Consider the following 15285-nt stretch of genomic DNA (forward strand, 5'->3'; position numbering starts at 1 on the left):
CGCCGCCGTCTACTAGATCAGCCGCTTACGTGTGTGACACCCAAGTGTGGGTCAATTGATCGTCTTGACGGTAAGAGTAGCACGCCAGCGGCTTGCCTGCATTCCTCGTTCGTTGGATCCGTAGTAGGAATAGAGGCAGAGGAACATAGCTGCCGAGCAGCTTGGTTAGAGGGCGTCTACCGACATAGCTGTCCCTGCTTTGATGCCGGTGCTCATAGAGCCATCGCCGACCAAGCGCATGGGCCAGCCGACCGGATTCCCAAGGCAGGTTAAACTACAACGTTCCGGGCCGTGGGTCCGATTTGGGTCAATTTAGCGCCACATCACGTGCTGTGTTCGGCGCCAACCAAAAAAAGAATTTCGATGACGCGTCACAGCGCGATTCCAGTGATTGACCTTTTCGCTGGCCCTGGTGGACTTAGCGAAGGCTTCTCATCCTTGACAGACGCCTTGGGCGATCGGGCCTTCAACGTGAGGGTCTCAATTGAGAAGGACGAAACCGCGCACAAGACTTTGTCGTTGCGAGCGCTGTTTCGCGCCTTTGCCGATGGCAAAGTTCCCGACTGCTACTACGACTACGTCCAAGGGAAGATTACCCGGGAGGAACTTTTTGCGCATCCTTCCGTTGCAGTAGAAGGCAAGCAGGCCCTACTTGAGGCTCGTTGTGCGGAACTAGGTATCACGCCCCACCAGACTATCGACAGCTGGATTGGCAGTGCTTTGAAGGACGCCCGGGACTGGGTTCTCATTGGGGGGCCACCATGCCAAGCTTACTCCCTCGCGGGCCGGTCACGGTTAAGGTCGAAGGACCCTAAGGCTTTTGAGAGTGACAAGCGTCATTTTCTCTACACTGAGTATCTACGGATAATCAGACGTTTTGGCCCCTCCGTGTTTATCATGGAGAACGTTAAGGGAATGCTGACTTCGAAGCATGGTGGCTCCCGCATATTCGAGCGCATCTTGGCAGACCTCTCGGCACCAGCTGACGGCCTCACCTATCAAGTTAGGTCCCTTGTTGTCGAGGGAGACGAGCTGGAACCGATCAACTACCTCATCGAGTCTGAAAAATTTGGCGTGCCGCAGTGCCGACATCGAGTGATCCTCTTCGGCGTGCGCTCAGACTTGGCGCGCAGCACTCCGGCATTGTCACGCGAACCTGGGAGGTTCAAGTTAAGCCCGGCTCCCGCTCCCATCACTGTGGAAGCGGCGTTAGATGGCCTTCCGGCGCTTCGCAGTCGTCTGTCACAGAAGGATGACAGCCACGAAGCGTGGCTGTCGACGTTGCGAAAGGCATCGCACGGACTCAAGGGTTGGCGCGTGCCGCTGCGTAGTGAGGTCGAAATTGCTATGACTGATGCAACCGTAGAGGCTGTGGCTCACGTTTCGGCTGGTTCCGCGTTCGACTCGATGCCTATTAAACTGGGTGACTCAATGCCTAAGGCGTTGAGGAAATGGTTCCACGACGCCAAGTTGGGGGGCACCTTGCAGCATGAGACTCGCCGGCATATGGGATCGGATCTTCACCGCTACATGTTTGCTGCGACCTTCGCGAGGCTGCAGGGCTACTCGCCCAAGCTCACTGTCTTTCCACCGCGGCTTTTGCCTGATCACAAGAACATGGAAGCTGAGAATATTCCATTCATGGATCGTTTCAGGGTGCAGCTTGCCGGTGAACCCTCGACGACTGTGGTCTCACATATCGCAAAGGACGGCCACTACTACATCCATCCCGATGCTTCCCAATGTCGAAGCCTTACTGTGCGCGAGGCCGCGAGGTTACAGACTTTTCCTGACAACTACTTCTTCGAGGGGACGCGGACGCAGCAATATCATCAAGTCGGCAACGCCGTGCCGCCTTTGCTGGCTCGCCAGATAGCAGAGGTCGTCTTGGACTTCATGCAGGCCCCACGCCGCTGATTTCCCCTACTGGCATGTCGCCCTCGATCCAGTTGGCCAGCTCAGAGGGAAGATTAGCACGCGCGTTAGGGTTGCGAGTTGCGCATTCCCAGGCCACTAGAACCCGCCAACCTGCATTCCGTAGCGCTTCTTTGGCGCGCTCGTCCCGAGCCGCATTGCTGCTCAATTTGTCGCGCCAAAATTCGACACGGGTAGACGGCAGTCTTGCATTCTTGCAGCCCGCGTGCATGTGCCAGAAGCAACCGTGCACAAAAATCGCAACCCTCCGGCCTGGCAGAACGATGTCTGGCGCTCCGGGCAGATCACGTCGGTGCAACCTGAATCGGTAGCCGGCCGCAAACAAGGCGCGCCGAACAATCATTTCTGGCTTTGTGTGCTTGCCGCGTATGCCGGACATCATCCGACTTCTGACGGCGGGGGCGACTACATCGGCCATCGTGGGCTCAGTGCGTTTCGGGAATGCGCTCTGCCGGTTTGGAGAACGTTGAGTTCATGACGATTTCCAGGCACTCCGGCTTTTTTGCCCATTCGGAGATCAAGCGGCCACCAGCGGTCTGAACGAATATTTCATTGACCTCCTGAGCCCAAGTCGTGATTTGTGCCATAAGCTCGGGAGAACCTCCCTGCTGAGCCCATACCCGCTCTAAGTCGAGCCGATCTCCAAGTTTGTCGGCAAGCACCGAAATGGCATAGGCGGCTACATTTGCCTGCCCTGCCTTGAACATCGATCGAGTAATCTTCTGAGTGTCTCGGAATAGCTTGGCCTTTGCGATCATTGCCTTATAGTCCGCGACAGAGAGTTCGGGCGCCTCCCTGCTATCTGACCCGCCCATTGCAGCCATAAATCGATCGAAATTCTTCTGCGAGCCAAGGCTCACAATGTCAGGCCGCTTGTCCCATGCGGTAATGTATTTGGCCAAGTCCGTTTTGGTGAGCTTTCGAGACGGCGGAATGGCTTCTTTCAATGCTCTGAGCTTCGCCGGCGTGGTTCCCTCGCGTGCCAGCATTGTGCTGTAGCTGCCTGCAGCTCGCTCATAGAACCAGCGACCAACTCCATCGGGGCAATACACCGAAAGCGACAGCTTTTCCATCTCAACGTGGAAGGGCTTGTTGGCTGACAGGTCGGATTGCCGCACGGCGTTCTGACTATTAGCGAATCGCGAGATGTCAGAAACTAGTGCTTCCTCCTGTGCCTGATCCTGTGCCCTCATGACGATTATCTTGGCGGGCACCCGAACTTTGCCGAGCTCGGTTTCAGGGAAACGCTTTTTTGCAAAGTAGAGCGACGCTGTCGTTTGGCCTCCATTCACGATCTGAAGGCCCTTCAACCATGCAATTCCTGACGAGCCGTCTCCTGCTGTCCCAAAACGCATCTCGTCAGCGACTACTACGATACCGTTGTTGTAGGCCATGAACCGATCCGGAGCGTTACGCAGCGTGCTCTGAATTCCAGCGTTGACGCTCTTTGTGCCCTTGACGCTAAGGAAAGAGCGCACATTCGCCTCCAGCAAGCGCGCACCGAATTTCTCATAAAGCATGCGCAAGGCCTCGCCAGGCATAGCGGTCAGCGCGTAATCGTAGTCCTCGCCGGGAACATATACGCAAGGCAGTGGAGCGCCCGAGACCTCTGTGAAGTCAACAATTAGCTCGTCGCGAGGCTTGCCCTCGGACATATGGCGATAGAGGCGCTCGATGTCCATGACCTCAAGGCGCACGGCCTTGCCGGCGATGTCTCGCGTCCTGAAACTCTTCGACTTCGCCACTTTGTCCGTTAGAACGAAGATACGAACCTGCTCAAGTTCATTGTAGATGGCCTGTAGCGTCTCCGCGAGCGAGCGAGCGTCGCTCGAGGGCTCGAGTCTCGGGGCCATCTTACCCTCGGCGCAAAGGCTGAGAAAGCGTAGGCACTGTTCGACGGCGATCTTTGTCTCAGAGTCCGGCACTGGCGTTGCTTCGTCCACACCCGCATAGAGGCTGACGAACAGGTCCAGCTGGTCCTGTTCGTCCGAGATGGCGTAGCCGCTAAGGCGCAGATTTGCATTTCCAATCTTTCCCTGAAAGTGGCAGGGTGCGGGCTCGAACGTCATGCCGATATCGGCCATGTGCTCCATGACTATTTCCGAAAACGCAAGCTCAGCGAATGGCACTCCGTCGCTCATCTGGGTCCGCACCTGCGTCTGAGTCTCGCGCAAAAAATCCTGCAAATCCATGGTTCAAATCGCTCCAAGCTTTTTCAAAGCCGCTGCTATTCCGACATTCGTTCCCGACGTTCTGTCGAGATCGATTTCATATGAGGCTCGCGTAACACCGTTAGGGACCGTCGCGGGGGTTAATTTAGGAAAGCCAGGGCCAACCTCGATAATTAGTATGTCAGCGACCACGAAACGGCGTGCGTAATAGTCGGCTTGGGCATCGAAATACCCGGCGGCCAGTAGCCGCTCGGAGAGTAGTCTCTCCGCCTCTGCGTCGCCACGAACGATATCGCGGGTCGCCTCGACGAAGTCTGGAAGGCTTCGCCCACCCGCCGATTGGCGCAGCCTCACACCGGCCACGAACAAAGGCTGGCGCGCGGTGTCGTCGAGTTGTTCGAGCGAACCTACTCGTGCAGGAAAACCCACAGCGGATAACGTGGACTTAACCTCGATGCCTCCAGTGCCGATCTCGAAATCGCGTAGGCCATCTAGGCAGCCCACCCAAGCGTTGACCACGCTGGCAGCTGCGAGGCCTTCGTCCACCATCGCAGCCAATGTAGTCAGTTCTCCCGCCAGTCCGATCTCGCCCTCGGCGCTAAGTGGTTGGCCGCCCTTGCGCATGAATTCCTGCCAAGCTCGGACGCGCCCGAGAAATGTCCGCAGAAGGCTCGGTTCGTCTAAGCTGGCCTCGTTGTCCAAGGCCCCGGCTATATCACAAGCCATCGCGGAGAAGAGCTCGCTTCCTCCTGGTGCACGGCGGGTCAGCGCAATCCATGTCCTGCTGTCTCCATCGAGATCCACTCGCTCCACGGCGAAGCCTTGTCCATCGGGCAGCCGCTCGGCTTTCCCAATAGTGGCCGTCGAGAATCCTACGATCAGTGCCTCCTCGTTACCGGGAAATCTCCTTCCGGCTTTTAGTAGGCAGGCTCCGGCCGGATTGATCCCGATGGCGCGCCAGCCTAGTTCGTCAGAGCTTGCAGAGAGTGATCCCCAAGCGAGACGGATCTCCTCAGTCCGCTGCGCCATATTCCTGCTCCCACAGTAGGTGATCAACTTTATATTCCACCTTCACTCCAGCGTCACTGGCCGGGAAGCTGGCGCCAAAGGCGATAACCGGATCTGTCCTGCCATCAAACATATCTGCCTCCGCACGTGCCGGATCTAGCGGATACAGCAGGAGCAACCCGCGCTCGCGGGCGGGGGCGACGCCATCAGCCCCTTTGCCGCGCACTCGGCGAATGGCCGGGCCATTAGGGGTATCTGGGGGGCTAGGCTCTATGCCATCCTTTTGGCGTCCGGGATCCGGCTTCCATGCCCTCCGCGTCATTTCGAGGGCAGCTTGCCACCCTTGCTCATCCAAGTCGAGGGCTTCGTCTCTCGGGGATAACAAGCGCCCGATTGAATAGCGGTCGGTGATATCCCTATCGGCCTTGCGTTTCAGCATGCCAACATGCACTCCGTTGACGAACGTATGTGGATCCCCTTCGCTACCAACAAGGGCAACCGTCCAAGATGTCAACTCGGACACCTTTGCCATTGAGCGAACGAATTCGGCAAGCAGCGTGCTGTTGACCTTGCGAGCCTTTGGATGGGTTGCATAAGACTCGAAGAATTCCGCGATGGCGTCAGCGGGTATGCATTCCCACACGTAGCCTTGCCACTTATGCTGCGCGCCAGCACGCATGCGTATGATGGAACCCTGCTCCGAAGGTAGGCCCATCGTGTCAATCAGCTTGTTAGTCGCCTCGAGATTCCGATCGAGCAAACGGCCATCGCGATGCAGGGATACCGTCTCAAGGATTTCGCCACTGAAGGAAAGCTGCAATGTCTTGGCTGTTCTCATCTTGAGTGGCGATGTCACGAGCAAAACGGAGTGTGACTTGACCCTGAGGCCATAGTCCCACGGCGTATCGCCGCGCTCAGCCATCGCATCGAACTCTTCGCGCAACTCCTCGGCCGCGTCGGCAATATGTCCAAACCACTCGACTAGGTCATCTGTTGTGTAAAGCCGGCACAAATCAACGTAGCCCGGGCGATAACCGAACCAGCGGCCCATCTGCATCAGAGTGTCATACATTTTCGTGGTGCGGACAAAATAGCTTGTGCAAAGGCCTTCCAGGGTCAATCCGCGAGCCAATTTATCCCCACCAATGGCGATCACTTTTAAGCCCTTACCCTCTCGCTCAGCGTAGTCAAGCGCATCCTTGGCTGAGCCGTTGATCATGCGCACATCAATGTCAGAGAGCACATCAGGGAGTGCCGCGGCGATTTCGTCCCAAGTTGGAACTTTCGGAGCACCTTCCTCCGGAATCCGAGCAGCGACTTGGGCGCAAGTGGGAACGAAGTCTCTCTCCCACAGGCTCTTCATTTCGTTAAGAAGCGCCTCATGGTCAATTCGTCGCGCGATTCGTTGTTTCATACGCTTGACGGCCTCTTCGACCTGTGCGTGCACGTGGCGCTGAACGTTATTGAAGCGTGTAACGTGAACCAGCATGGATGAATGCTCGTCTCCCTGGCCACGGCAGACTCTTGCCGCACAGGCGAGGGCAAAGGAGCACAATGCCTCTTTTAGCGAAGGGGGCAACGTTTCCTGACCCGCATGGAGCGGCATGTGGTCTTTGTTGTGCTTCGGCGGCATCCACCCACCGGTTGTGTCCTCATCTACTTGATCGGCCACACTCCGCATCAAGGGCAATCCGCCGATTCTTCCCTCGGGTGAGCGCAGGCCAAAGACGCGAGCGGGGCCAACATAATTCGATGGGGCCGCGAGATTCTTAATGAACGACTGCGGGAAGAGGTCTGGGCCTTCATCGCTTGTCGAGCCGCGGCGGTGAATGAAAATGTTGGCAAACGGCGTTGCCGTGTAGCCGACATAGGCGGACTTGTGGAACGAATGCAGGACCTGCCGGACGAGCCTGTTGATGGCTTTTGGTTCGTGTTCAAGGTCCGGTGTGCCGTCCGGATTGAAGAGTTGCTCACCAGTGTCGACTGAGGCGTGATCGGCCTCGTCATCAATCACTAGAAGCGGTAGATTCGTCACGACGCGCCTCTTTGTCTCGGAGTCGGTCGCATCGGCGACATGGCCGCGGATCCAGCGCAACAACTGCGCCAAGACGGTTTTGTTCTTCTTTACTACAAAAAGCCAAGGACGCTCCTCGGGAGAGATTGCAAAGTGCTCAGCAACATGCGCGTTAAAGTCGCCGTTGTCGGCACGCGTTGTTGCACAATGCGGCGCAATCCTTAAATCGCTGTCGAATTCTCCAACACCGATGCTTTTGCCAGGATCTCGTGTCGCTGAGGTCTCATAGCCCAGGAAGCTCTCTTCGAGGCGAATTTGCGTCTGCGATCGCAGATTGTTGTGCATTCCCGCCAAGACAATAATTATCTTGTATCCGGCGTCGGCCGCTTTGCACACCAGTCCAGAGTAATTTCCCGTCTTACCGGACTGCACATGCCCAACGACCAAGCCTCGACGGTCCCACGAGCCCTCTCGCTTGGGGTCCTCGAGTAAGCCAAGGATTTCATCGGTGGAGTCGTCCAGGGCTGCAACCACGTCGACGGACAGCTTGCGCTCGAGGTAGTTCTGGTAGCGATGCCAATAGCGCCAATTGGCCTTTCTGGCTGAGTCAAGCCATCGGATGTGGCCACGGGGATCCACGAGCGTTGAGTCCTTACCAATCCATCGACTGAATCTGACAATCAACTCGGTTACGGCAGCCTCTTGGTCAATCCCCTGAGGATGGGAAGCCTCCAAAATTGAGGCTGCGAACTTCACCTTTTCCGAGATGAGTGCCGCTGTGACGTCCACTCCTTTGTCCTTCTCCGCCCGCAGTAGCGTCTGGGCGATGCTCACGGCATCCATCAGCGGCTTGTTAGGTTCAGGCATAACTATTCTTTTTCCTCTTCTAGATGACTGACGGAAGGCTTGCTACCAAGTCTGGATAGTTCTGGAATGGCTCCGTCCGCATTAGCGCCTGCTTGGCTGCTTCGATGCCCATGCCACGGCGGCCGACCATGTCGGCGAAGATCGTCCTCATCACGTCGACAACCGAGTCGGGCGCCTCGCCCGCAAATCCCGTTCTCGGCGTATCCTTGTTTTCGGCCGTGTCTAGCCAAATGCGTTGAATTGGCACGGTTTCCTCTATGACTCGCAGCATCGCCCGCAGCAGCTTTGCGTTTTCCACTGATGCGCCCAGCATGGCAGCGATTGCGGGATGCTTTTCATCGATTCGATACCGTATGCCGTCGCGTGAGCGTTCAATGCGCCACGCTTGCTCGATGGGTGCGGCGCCCAGTCTTTGCACTGGTGTTCCACGGAACGCAAATACTTTTCGCGCCCTTGCGCGCGTGTCCTCCGCCAAAGCGCTCAGCCATGAACGTAGCGCGGCTGGGGGACGGGCCGTTGCCTTGCGGATGTCAATTCGCCAAGCAGCATCAGCCGTATTGGAGATGTCCAGGCGCACCCGAGCAAGCCTATAAGCCTCTTCTCGATTCCAGGCTCGACCTTGGCCGAGACCGAGCCACCCGCCAGCGACCAATAGGCGCTCGTTTCGATATACGTAGAATCCCTGTTGGGCATTCCACCCCTCTGGTCCGCCAGCAGTATCGAATTCCTTTAGCGTGAGTTGATCCTTGTGCGGAAGGACATGGCACTCTACGGAGACTAGACCGTCGGTCGTCCGCCGTCGCTCAACTGGCGAGCTCCATGGTTTGCCGGGATGGCCCGACATGAATGGATCCCATGGGGCGACTGCGCGACCGTTAATCAGGATTCTGAGTCTTGCATTGGGGCCTTCCAGTAGGCGATGGAAGACCATTGCTAGGCGTGCCTCAACGCGGTCTATCAGATCAACGAAATCCTCAGCCGTGTAGCCAGCCGAGACAATTCTATCCAAGGACTCCCAAAGCACGAGCGTGCCGGATCGGCAATTGGCTAGGCGGTCGAGATGGCGCTCCGATCCGGTGGCCGCGCCCTCAAAGAGAAGCCAGCCGGCTTCTGGGTGCGCGGCCAATGCGTCGAGATCCCATCGCAGGCAGCACATTGAAGCGTTTGAGCCCTCTGCGATGCTCGCGACCGTCAGTCTGCGGCACTGAGAGAATGAGGCGGTTTTGAGGCCCATTCCAAAGCGCCCTAGATCGCTAGGGTCGCGGCTATCGAGTGGATTCTTGTCGCCTAGCCGCATCGCACTTTCGAGCGCTGCGTCGCCCATGCCGCGCCCGTCGTCGAGCACGCTTATACGGCTGTTGCCTCCCGCCCATTCGAAGAGGATGTGCACTTCGGTGGCACCTGCCGAGATGCTATTGTCGACGATATCGGCCAGTGCTGCGGCGGTGGAATAACCAAGACCTCGAAGAGCTTCAAGCATCGCATCGGCCCTTGGCGGCGCGCGGCGTGTGCCGGAACTCGAACTCATATCCAATACCCTTTACCAGGCCAGTGCTCAAAGCCTAGGCCGATTAGTTTGCGGATCAGCGTCCGCGTTCGGGTGTCAATCGGCTTGTCGATGTTGACCCATGTCGAACGCTCAACGCCATTTTGGCCTTCCTCAACGGCGATCCCCAATGCTGCTGCTTCAGCCAGGATCCGATCAACGGCCGACGATTGTTGATTTTTGTTTCGCACCTCGCGCCGTGGCGGCTTCTCGCCAGTCGCTTGATTTTCGGGGGATGGCTTGGTGTCCCGAGTCGGCTTTTCGGGTGCGGGATTTGAGGTTCCCGACAGCGCGGCATCGTGTAGGGCGTCTTGAGGCACCCACCCCCGAAACATTTCGCGGATTCGGCGTTTGCGCAGTCGCTTCAGCGCCTCTGCCTCGATCTGTCGGATTCGCTCGCGAGTAACCTCAAATTTGGCTCCGACCTCTTCTAAAGTGAGTGCCTCGTTGACTCCCACGCCAAACCGCATGCGCAGGACGCGCTCGTGCTTTCCCCCAAGCTCGGTCAGAACGGCACCGAGCGTCGCGCGCAGCTCGAGGGTGGCGACTGATTCGAACGGATCAGGGGAACTATCCTCAATGGCACCATAGATCAGTTCGCCATGAGCGTCTTCATCATGCAGTGATGCTACGGGGGAGGCGGATCGCTGTAGCGCTTCGACCTTGTCTGGCTGGAGGGACAGAGTCGTGGCCAGTTCGATTGTTGACGGTTCGCGGCCTTTGAAGCGCTCAATTACATTCGATTCCTTCTCCAAGCGTTGAAGTTGCTCGTAGACATGCACAGGCAAGCGAATTGTTCGCGAGTCGTCCGCGACAGAACGGCTAACTTGCTGCCGTATCCACCAAATTGCCATGGTGGAGAATCTGTATCCACGCCTCCAGTCAAATTTGTCGACAGCCTTGATCAAGCCAATATTGCCCTCCTGCACCAAGTCATCCATTGGCAGTCCTGAAGGGAGGTATCGCTTTGCGACTGTGACCACAAGCCGCAAGTTTGCTGCGGCCATTCGACTGCGAGCGTCTGACAGGCGCTGAGTTGCGGCGACAAAGGGGCGTGCTGCTGCGTTATGTAGGAACGGCTCCAAACCAGCCAATTCCAATAGGAACGTCCGTTGTAATCTGAGCGATTCAAGCGTTGCGCGTCGTTCTCTTTCGAGGCCCATTGAGTCCTTATGTAACTCAAGGGAGGCGGATAGCGCCTTGATCCTGATGCCAAATCCATGGGATCCTACTGCATTGCTCTGATCCTCGATTGGCGAACCATCGATGACTTCTTCGTCGGTGTTCTCTGGACGAAAGTCGTTGACCGGACCTGCATCGGCCATCGAAACGCCATGGTTTAGATTGTCTTCCTCGAATAGTGCGATAGATTCTCGCTCTGGGGTGTCTCTGCGCCCCATGGTGATCGCGCCAAGTGGCCGTCCACTCGCAAGCGCTGAATCAATCGCGACTAATGCCCATTGAAGTCCTTCAGGCCATAAGGAAAGGGCGCCTATGGCATCGCTCTCCGCAGTTTCCATTGCCTTGGCTAGTGCTATTTCCTCGTCTGCGGTGAGTAGGCACGTGCGATGCACCTCCTTCATATACAAGCGCATCGGATCATTTCCGCGCGCTTCCAAATTGTCGAGAAACGTGAGAACTTCGCCGATGCTCTCACATTCGGCTTCGCTTTCCCGTGGGTTTACGAAAACCTCGAAGCTTTCGTGAGGAGCGAGATATTCAAATCGATCATCCGTTTCGGCGCCAATGTCGTTAATGCAATAGCGCAACAAGGAGCGCATACCCTGACGGACCTCTTCTTCGCGTTCCGCAAAGAGCTCTTCTAATGCCATTTCAGGGACGCTGCCTTCACGCAACGCACGCAACAGGACTCTCCGGAGCCTGTCGGTGTAATCGGTGTCGTTCGAGCGCGGCAGCGGCGCGGCTTCCCTGGGCAAGAAGGTATCGAAGTGCTCCCATTCGGCCGAGTCGTCGAGTGGGGCGTGCGTGGCGATGACTTTCTGAGTCTCGATTTGCCAAGTGGGGATAGAGGAAGCATCCGGCGGAGGAAGCAAAGGCTCCTCCGCCTCCCAACCGGAGATGTCGAAGGATGTGTCTTCGTCGATGAACTCGGTCTGCTCCCTATCGTTCAGAGTCGCCGGCCCCTCCGGTTTCTGCAGACCTTGACTTTGGTGCAAATCGTAAAGCGGTGGCCTGTCGGTGACGGAGTTCATTCCGGACGCCGAGGGTATGACAATCTGCGCAGCAGGCCGAGGTTGGTGGTCATGGTTGCCCTCGCTAGACCCCGTGTCACATCTCCTGACGTGTGATTCGATCAGGCGGGCAGTGTCGTCAGCCTTCGCCGCCAGCGCAATATCGAGGGCGTTTCTCCCGGATGGATCGACAGCGAAAGCGTCTGCGCCGGCATCAAGGAGGATGCGACATACGGCACTACGATTTTTGGAAGCCGCAAGCAATAAGGGCGTCAGGCCACGCTCGTCTCGTGCCTCAAGGTTATCGCCACGTTCGACGTGCAGCCTTACGGCGGCTTCGACGCCGCCCAAGATTGCCATTCTGAACAGGCGGCCGAGGGCGTTCGTATCGGAAGCCGGAACGATAGTCACGCGTTTGTCCACCACAGTCGGCAGTGGAGCCGCCCTCGATGTGAATGGTTGCCATTCTTCCTGATTAGGGCGGTTCTTCCGGTGCCTCCCTGCTGGCCGTAGATCCCGCAGATCACCATTTCTTCTCTTCTTATAGGTAACGGATGAGTATTACAGGCTCAATACACAGGCGGGTCTATGGACCGTGGCGAGATTGCACTTGCGCACGAGAAACCCAATTTCTGCTGTCACGTTAGCTATGAAGTCTAAACTGGGAACCGCGCCTTGGCCATTACCAACAGTGGGGGCGCCAGGGGGGCAGTGAAGGCATCGTGGGAGGAGGTCAGATCGAATTAACTTGCCCTCATGCACAATTGGGGTTGCGTTTTACAGCGACTGCATAGGTTCAGGCTATTCAGGGAGCGGTGAGCACGCTGCAAAATCAAATGTCTCATACATTTTGTATTGTGAATTCCGTGAGCATGTATGGGGTGGCGCGTGCGGCCAACCAAGTAGAAAGCAACGAATCGCCACCGTAAAGCAACGTGCTTTGATGGGGAAGGGGGCACGTAGGACCGACGAGTCCTAGAGAAAACTCGTTCGCGCGAATGGGTAGTGTCTTTCAATCCGGTCCGCGGCCATGGATCCTTATACATCGGTCCACGCCGGCCAAAGGCGGTAGCTGACGGGTTCAGCTGGCGGGACTGGCCCAGAGACTACGATAGGGCTCGGTCCCTTTTGTTGTCGGAGCGGTGTATTTGAACAAGGCAGTGTCTGACTAAGCCTTACCTATAGGCGGCGTTTCTGATGCTAGTCAATGACTGGTCGGCCATCTGGGAACGGATTGCGAGGGGACGGCGTTGCAGCAGAGGGAGAGCGTATAAGAGCAAGCGATTGTCCGCGCGAGCCCTTGGCTGACCTCTCAATTGTTGCGGCGGTGCGTGCGCACCATCTCGACCATTGCGAGAAGGCCTATGGCATGTGCATGTCCACCACAGGCACTGGAGCACAGAAGCTGGTCGATGAAGTCGTGCCACCGACGCCGAAGAAACGGTGATGCGCGTGCTGGTCTGCGGTGGGTGCCGGCCTGCGGTGGGCGCCAATATGACGACCGGCAATGGGTCTGGGCGGTCTTAGATCGCGTCCACGCGCGCCGACCCATCACCTTACTCATTGAGGGCGAGGCAACGGGCGCAGACGCGCATGCGAAGGCCTCGGCAAAGGCACGGGGTATCGCGCCGGACCCTTACTCCTATGCTGCGGCCGCAGGCAGCCGTGGTGGTCGCGTCAGGATCTACCCATGCCCAAGCACCGGCTGCCTGTGGGTGGTCCCGAACTTGACGAAGATCGCAATTAATCGCTGGCTGCCTGAAGGCCAACTGCCTGCTCGTTGCTTGGCTGCGCTAGGTCAATGATAAAGACTGGCGGAAAATGTGCGCGCAGCTGAGCGCGATGCAAGGTCTGATGCAGATCCTGCTGGACGACAAGAAGACGGTCAAGGCCGCACAAAACTGATATTCGGTTTCGGCGCCGCAACCTCCAAAACTGCTCAATTTGCGCCTCCCTACTTTGGAGGGAGGCGCTCTGCTTTTCGACTTCCTAATGTTGGTCGGCCGGGGTGACGTTTCTGGTGTAGGAGGCAAAGATGGCAAAGGAGCTGAAAGTAAACGCGGAGCAATGGAAAGCACTGTCCGACCGCGACAAGGGGGTGATAGAAGGGATTTTGCTGGCGACGAAAGTCATCCAGCCAGGAGACAAGATCGTCGGTGACCCGTCCATGAAAGGTCAGGCCGCGTCATCCATCGAAGTAGTTTTCTCCAATCCCTTCTGCGAAATCGCTTGCGAAGCGGCAGGTGCTGCGGCCGCTGCTGCGTGTTCCGGCCTACCCCCGCCCGCCGACGCGATCTGCTATGCCGCTGCGGCTGAAGGTGTGGCGCAGTGTAAGAATGGCTGCTAGGTAGGGTATCCTTGAGCGCGGAGGTTTTCATGTATGACACCCGCGCTCAAGGACATCTGGAGCACCAAAGCTCCTGCTGGGTCAGTCACCCATGGCCCAATCCCCACTCTGGACCGAGGCGGTCGACGCCATCGTGCCGCAGCAGCTCGTCGCCTTCACGACGAACATGGGCATGCAAGGACGCGAGCCCGAGTCGCACGTCGCGCTTGAAATTGCCATGCGGAGATCCACAAAGCGGTCGAGGACCACAAGCTCCCGCACACGCTGGCCATCCTCTCCTATAAGAAGTCCGCGCACGTGACGCTCACCGCGACAGAAATCGCGCAGGGCCTGGCCACGCTGGAGCAATCGCGGCCAGCAGCGATCCTGTTCGGCCTGGAGTTGGGGCTGACCGGCACCCAGTCAGCAACCGTGACCTGTAAGCAAGCCACCGCCTAGCGCAACGCGGGCTAGCTCACCGAGCGCGCCGCGCAGATCCTCGCTACGCAACCGCGCCACACTGCGAGCGCATACGTGTTCTGGTCTGAGAGCGATGGCGTTCGCACGCTCCCGCTGTTCGGGCTGGACAGTGACGTGTTTGCAGCGATGGGCCTGCTGTGGGCTAAACTGCAGGCGGGATACCGGACCCTGGCCTACGTATAGAGCAAACGAAATGCCTGACTATCTTGAACGGGCCTACTGGCCGGCGGACGCCGACTCCCGGCATGGGCCGTATCCGGAAGACTATGACGCGCGGTATGCGGAGCTGAATCCAGACACGAAGTCTGAAATTGACCAAGCGGCGTCCCCGGAGAAACGAAGTCCAGCCCAGGATGACCACTTCGATAAAGCCAAGCTGGCGGGGGGATTGTTGCTTGGTGGGCTCGTCGCTGCCGGCCTGCTGTGGGCAGTCCAAAAGGTGCTTGACCCGAAAGGACCGAAACCAGACTAAATTTGGCATATGCCAAATGCCGTGCTGGGTCTCCGCAATTTGCACCCCATGCTGGTCCAGGCTCGACCGAGGGTGCCGGCGTCTGGATTTGGCGCTGGGAGTTGAAGTTCGGCTACCGGATGCTGGCGAGCACCAAACCGTTCGCTTTGAAGACCCGCAACGGCGCTGACGCGACAACCTAGTCGCGCCACGTCCTCGCGCGTCTGGCGCGAAGCTATCACGTCCTGGATGGCGAGGTTTGTGGGCTGGACGAAATTGGCCGGAGTGACTTCTA

Annotated in this window: 11 protein-coding genes; 5 read left to right on the forward strand and 6 right to left on the reverse strand. The window is 57.7% G+C overall.

Translation table 11 applies throughout. The annotated features are described in order from the left end of the window. Positions 1-363: 363 nt before the first annotated feature. Complete coding sequence (locus AC3G88_RS05800; RefSeq protein ID WP_488893203.1) at positions 364-1917, forward strand: DNA cytosine methyltransferase; 1554 nt, start codon at positions 364-366, stop codon at positions 1915-1917. Here AC3G88_RS05800 and AC3G88_RS05805 read toward each other — a convergent pair. Genes AC3G88_RS05805 through AC3G88_RS05830 form a run of 6 tightly spaced genes read right to left on the reverse strand, consistent with a single transcriptional unit; the run spans position 1895 to position 12144 of the window. Further along, positions 1895-2353 carry a very short patch repair endonuclease gene (locus tag AC3G88_RS05805; protein WP_488893204.1) on the reverse strand — a complete coding sequence of 153 codons (459 nt, stop codon included), beginning with the start codon at positions 2351-2353 and terminating at the stop codon, positions 1895-1897. The two genes, AC3G88_RS05800 and AC3G88_RS05805, sit on opposite strands and share 23 nt — an antisense overlap. Positions 2354-2360: 7 nt before the next feature. Further along, on the reverse strand, positions 2361-4127 hold the full coding sequence (locus tag AC3G88_RS05810; protein ID WP_488893205.1) for an AIPR family protein: 1767 nt from the start codon (positions 4125-4127) through the stop codon (positions 2361-2363). 3 nt (positions 4128-4130) lie between these two features. Beyond that, positions 4131-5135 (reverse strand): PD-(D/E)XK motif protein, encoded by a 1005-nt coding sequence (locus tag AC3G88_RS05815; protein WP_488893206.1) that lies wholly within the window; start codon positions 5133-5135, stop codon positions 4131-4133. Beyond that, positions 5119-7995, reverse strand: a complete 2877-nt coding sequence (locus AC3G88_RS05820) for a Z1 domain-containing protein (protein ID WP_488893207.1) — start codon at positions 7993-7995, stop codon at positions 5119-5121. Before AC3G88_RS05820 ends, AC3G88_RS05815 begins: the two co-directional genes overlap by 17 nt. 19 nt (positions 7996-8014) lie before the next feature. Beyond that, a complete protein-coding gene (locus AC3G88_RS05825) occupies positions 8015-9523 on the reverse strand; it encodes an ATP-binding protein (protein ID WP_488893208.1) in 1509 nt (502 codons plus the stop codon). Continuing rightward, positions 9520-12144, reverse strand: a complete 2625-nt coding sequence (locus AC3G88_RS05830; protein ID WP_488893209.1) for a sigma-70 family RNA polymerase sigma factor — start codon at positions 12142-12144, stop codon at positions 9520-9522. The genes AC3G88_RS05825 and AC3G88_RS05830 overlap by 4 nt, the downstream gene beginning before the upstream one ends. Before the next feature lie 1001 nt (positions 12145-13145). Between AC3G88_RS05830 and AC3G88_RS05835 the strand changes: the two genes are divergently transcribed. The 4 genes from AC3G88_RS05835 to AC3G88_RS05850 all read left to right on the forward strand — a co-directional run bounded on the left by AC3G88_RS05835 (position 13146) and on the right by AC3G88_RS05850 (position 15011). Beyond that, positions 13146-13538, forward strand: coding sequence for a DUF2493 domain-containing protein (locus AC3G88_RS05835; RefSeq protein ID WP_488893210.1), 393 nt, complete (start codon positions 13146-13148; stop codon positions 13536-13538). A 230-nt stretch (positions 13539-13768) separates the two neighbouring features. Further along, complete coding sequence (locus AC3G88_RS05840; protein WP_488893211.1) at positions 13769-14080, forward strand: hypothetical protein; 312 nt, start codon at positions 13769-13771, stop codon at positions 14078-14080. Between the two features lie 297 nt (positions 14081-14377). After that, entirely contained in the window at positions 14378-14518 is a 141-nt protein-coding gene (locus AC3G88_RS05845) for a hypothetical protein (protein WP_488893212.1), read from the forward strand. A gap of 214 nt (positions 14519-14732) precedes the next feature. Next, on the forward strand, positions 14733-15011 hold the full coding sequence (locus tag AC3G88_RS05850) for a hypothetical protein (protein WP_488893213.1): 279 nt from the start codon (positions 14733-14735) through the stop codon (positions 15009-15011). Positions 15012-15285 lie beyond the last annotated feature (274 nt).

It is taken from the genome of Cupriavidus sp. 86D6 (assembly GCF_057815095.1).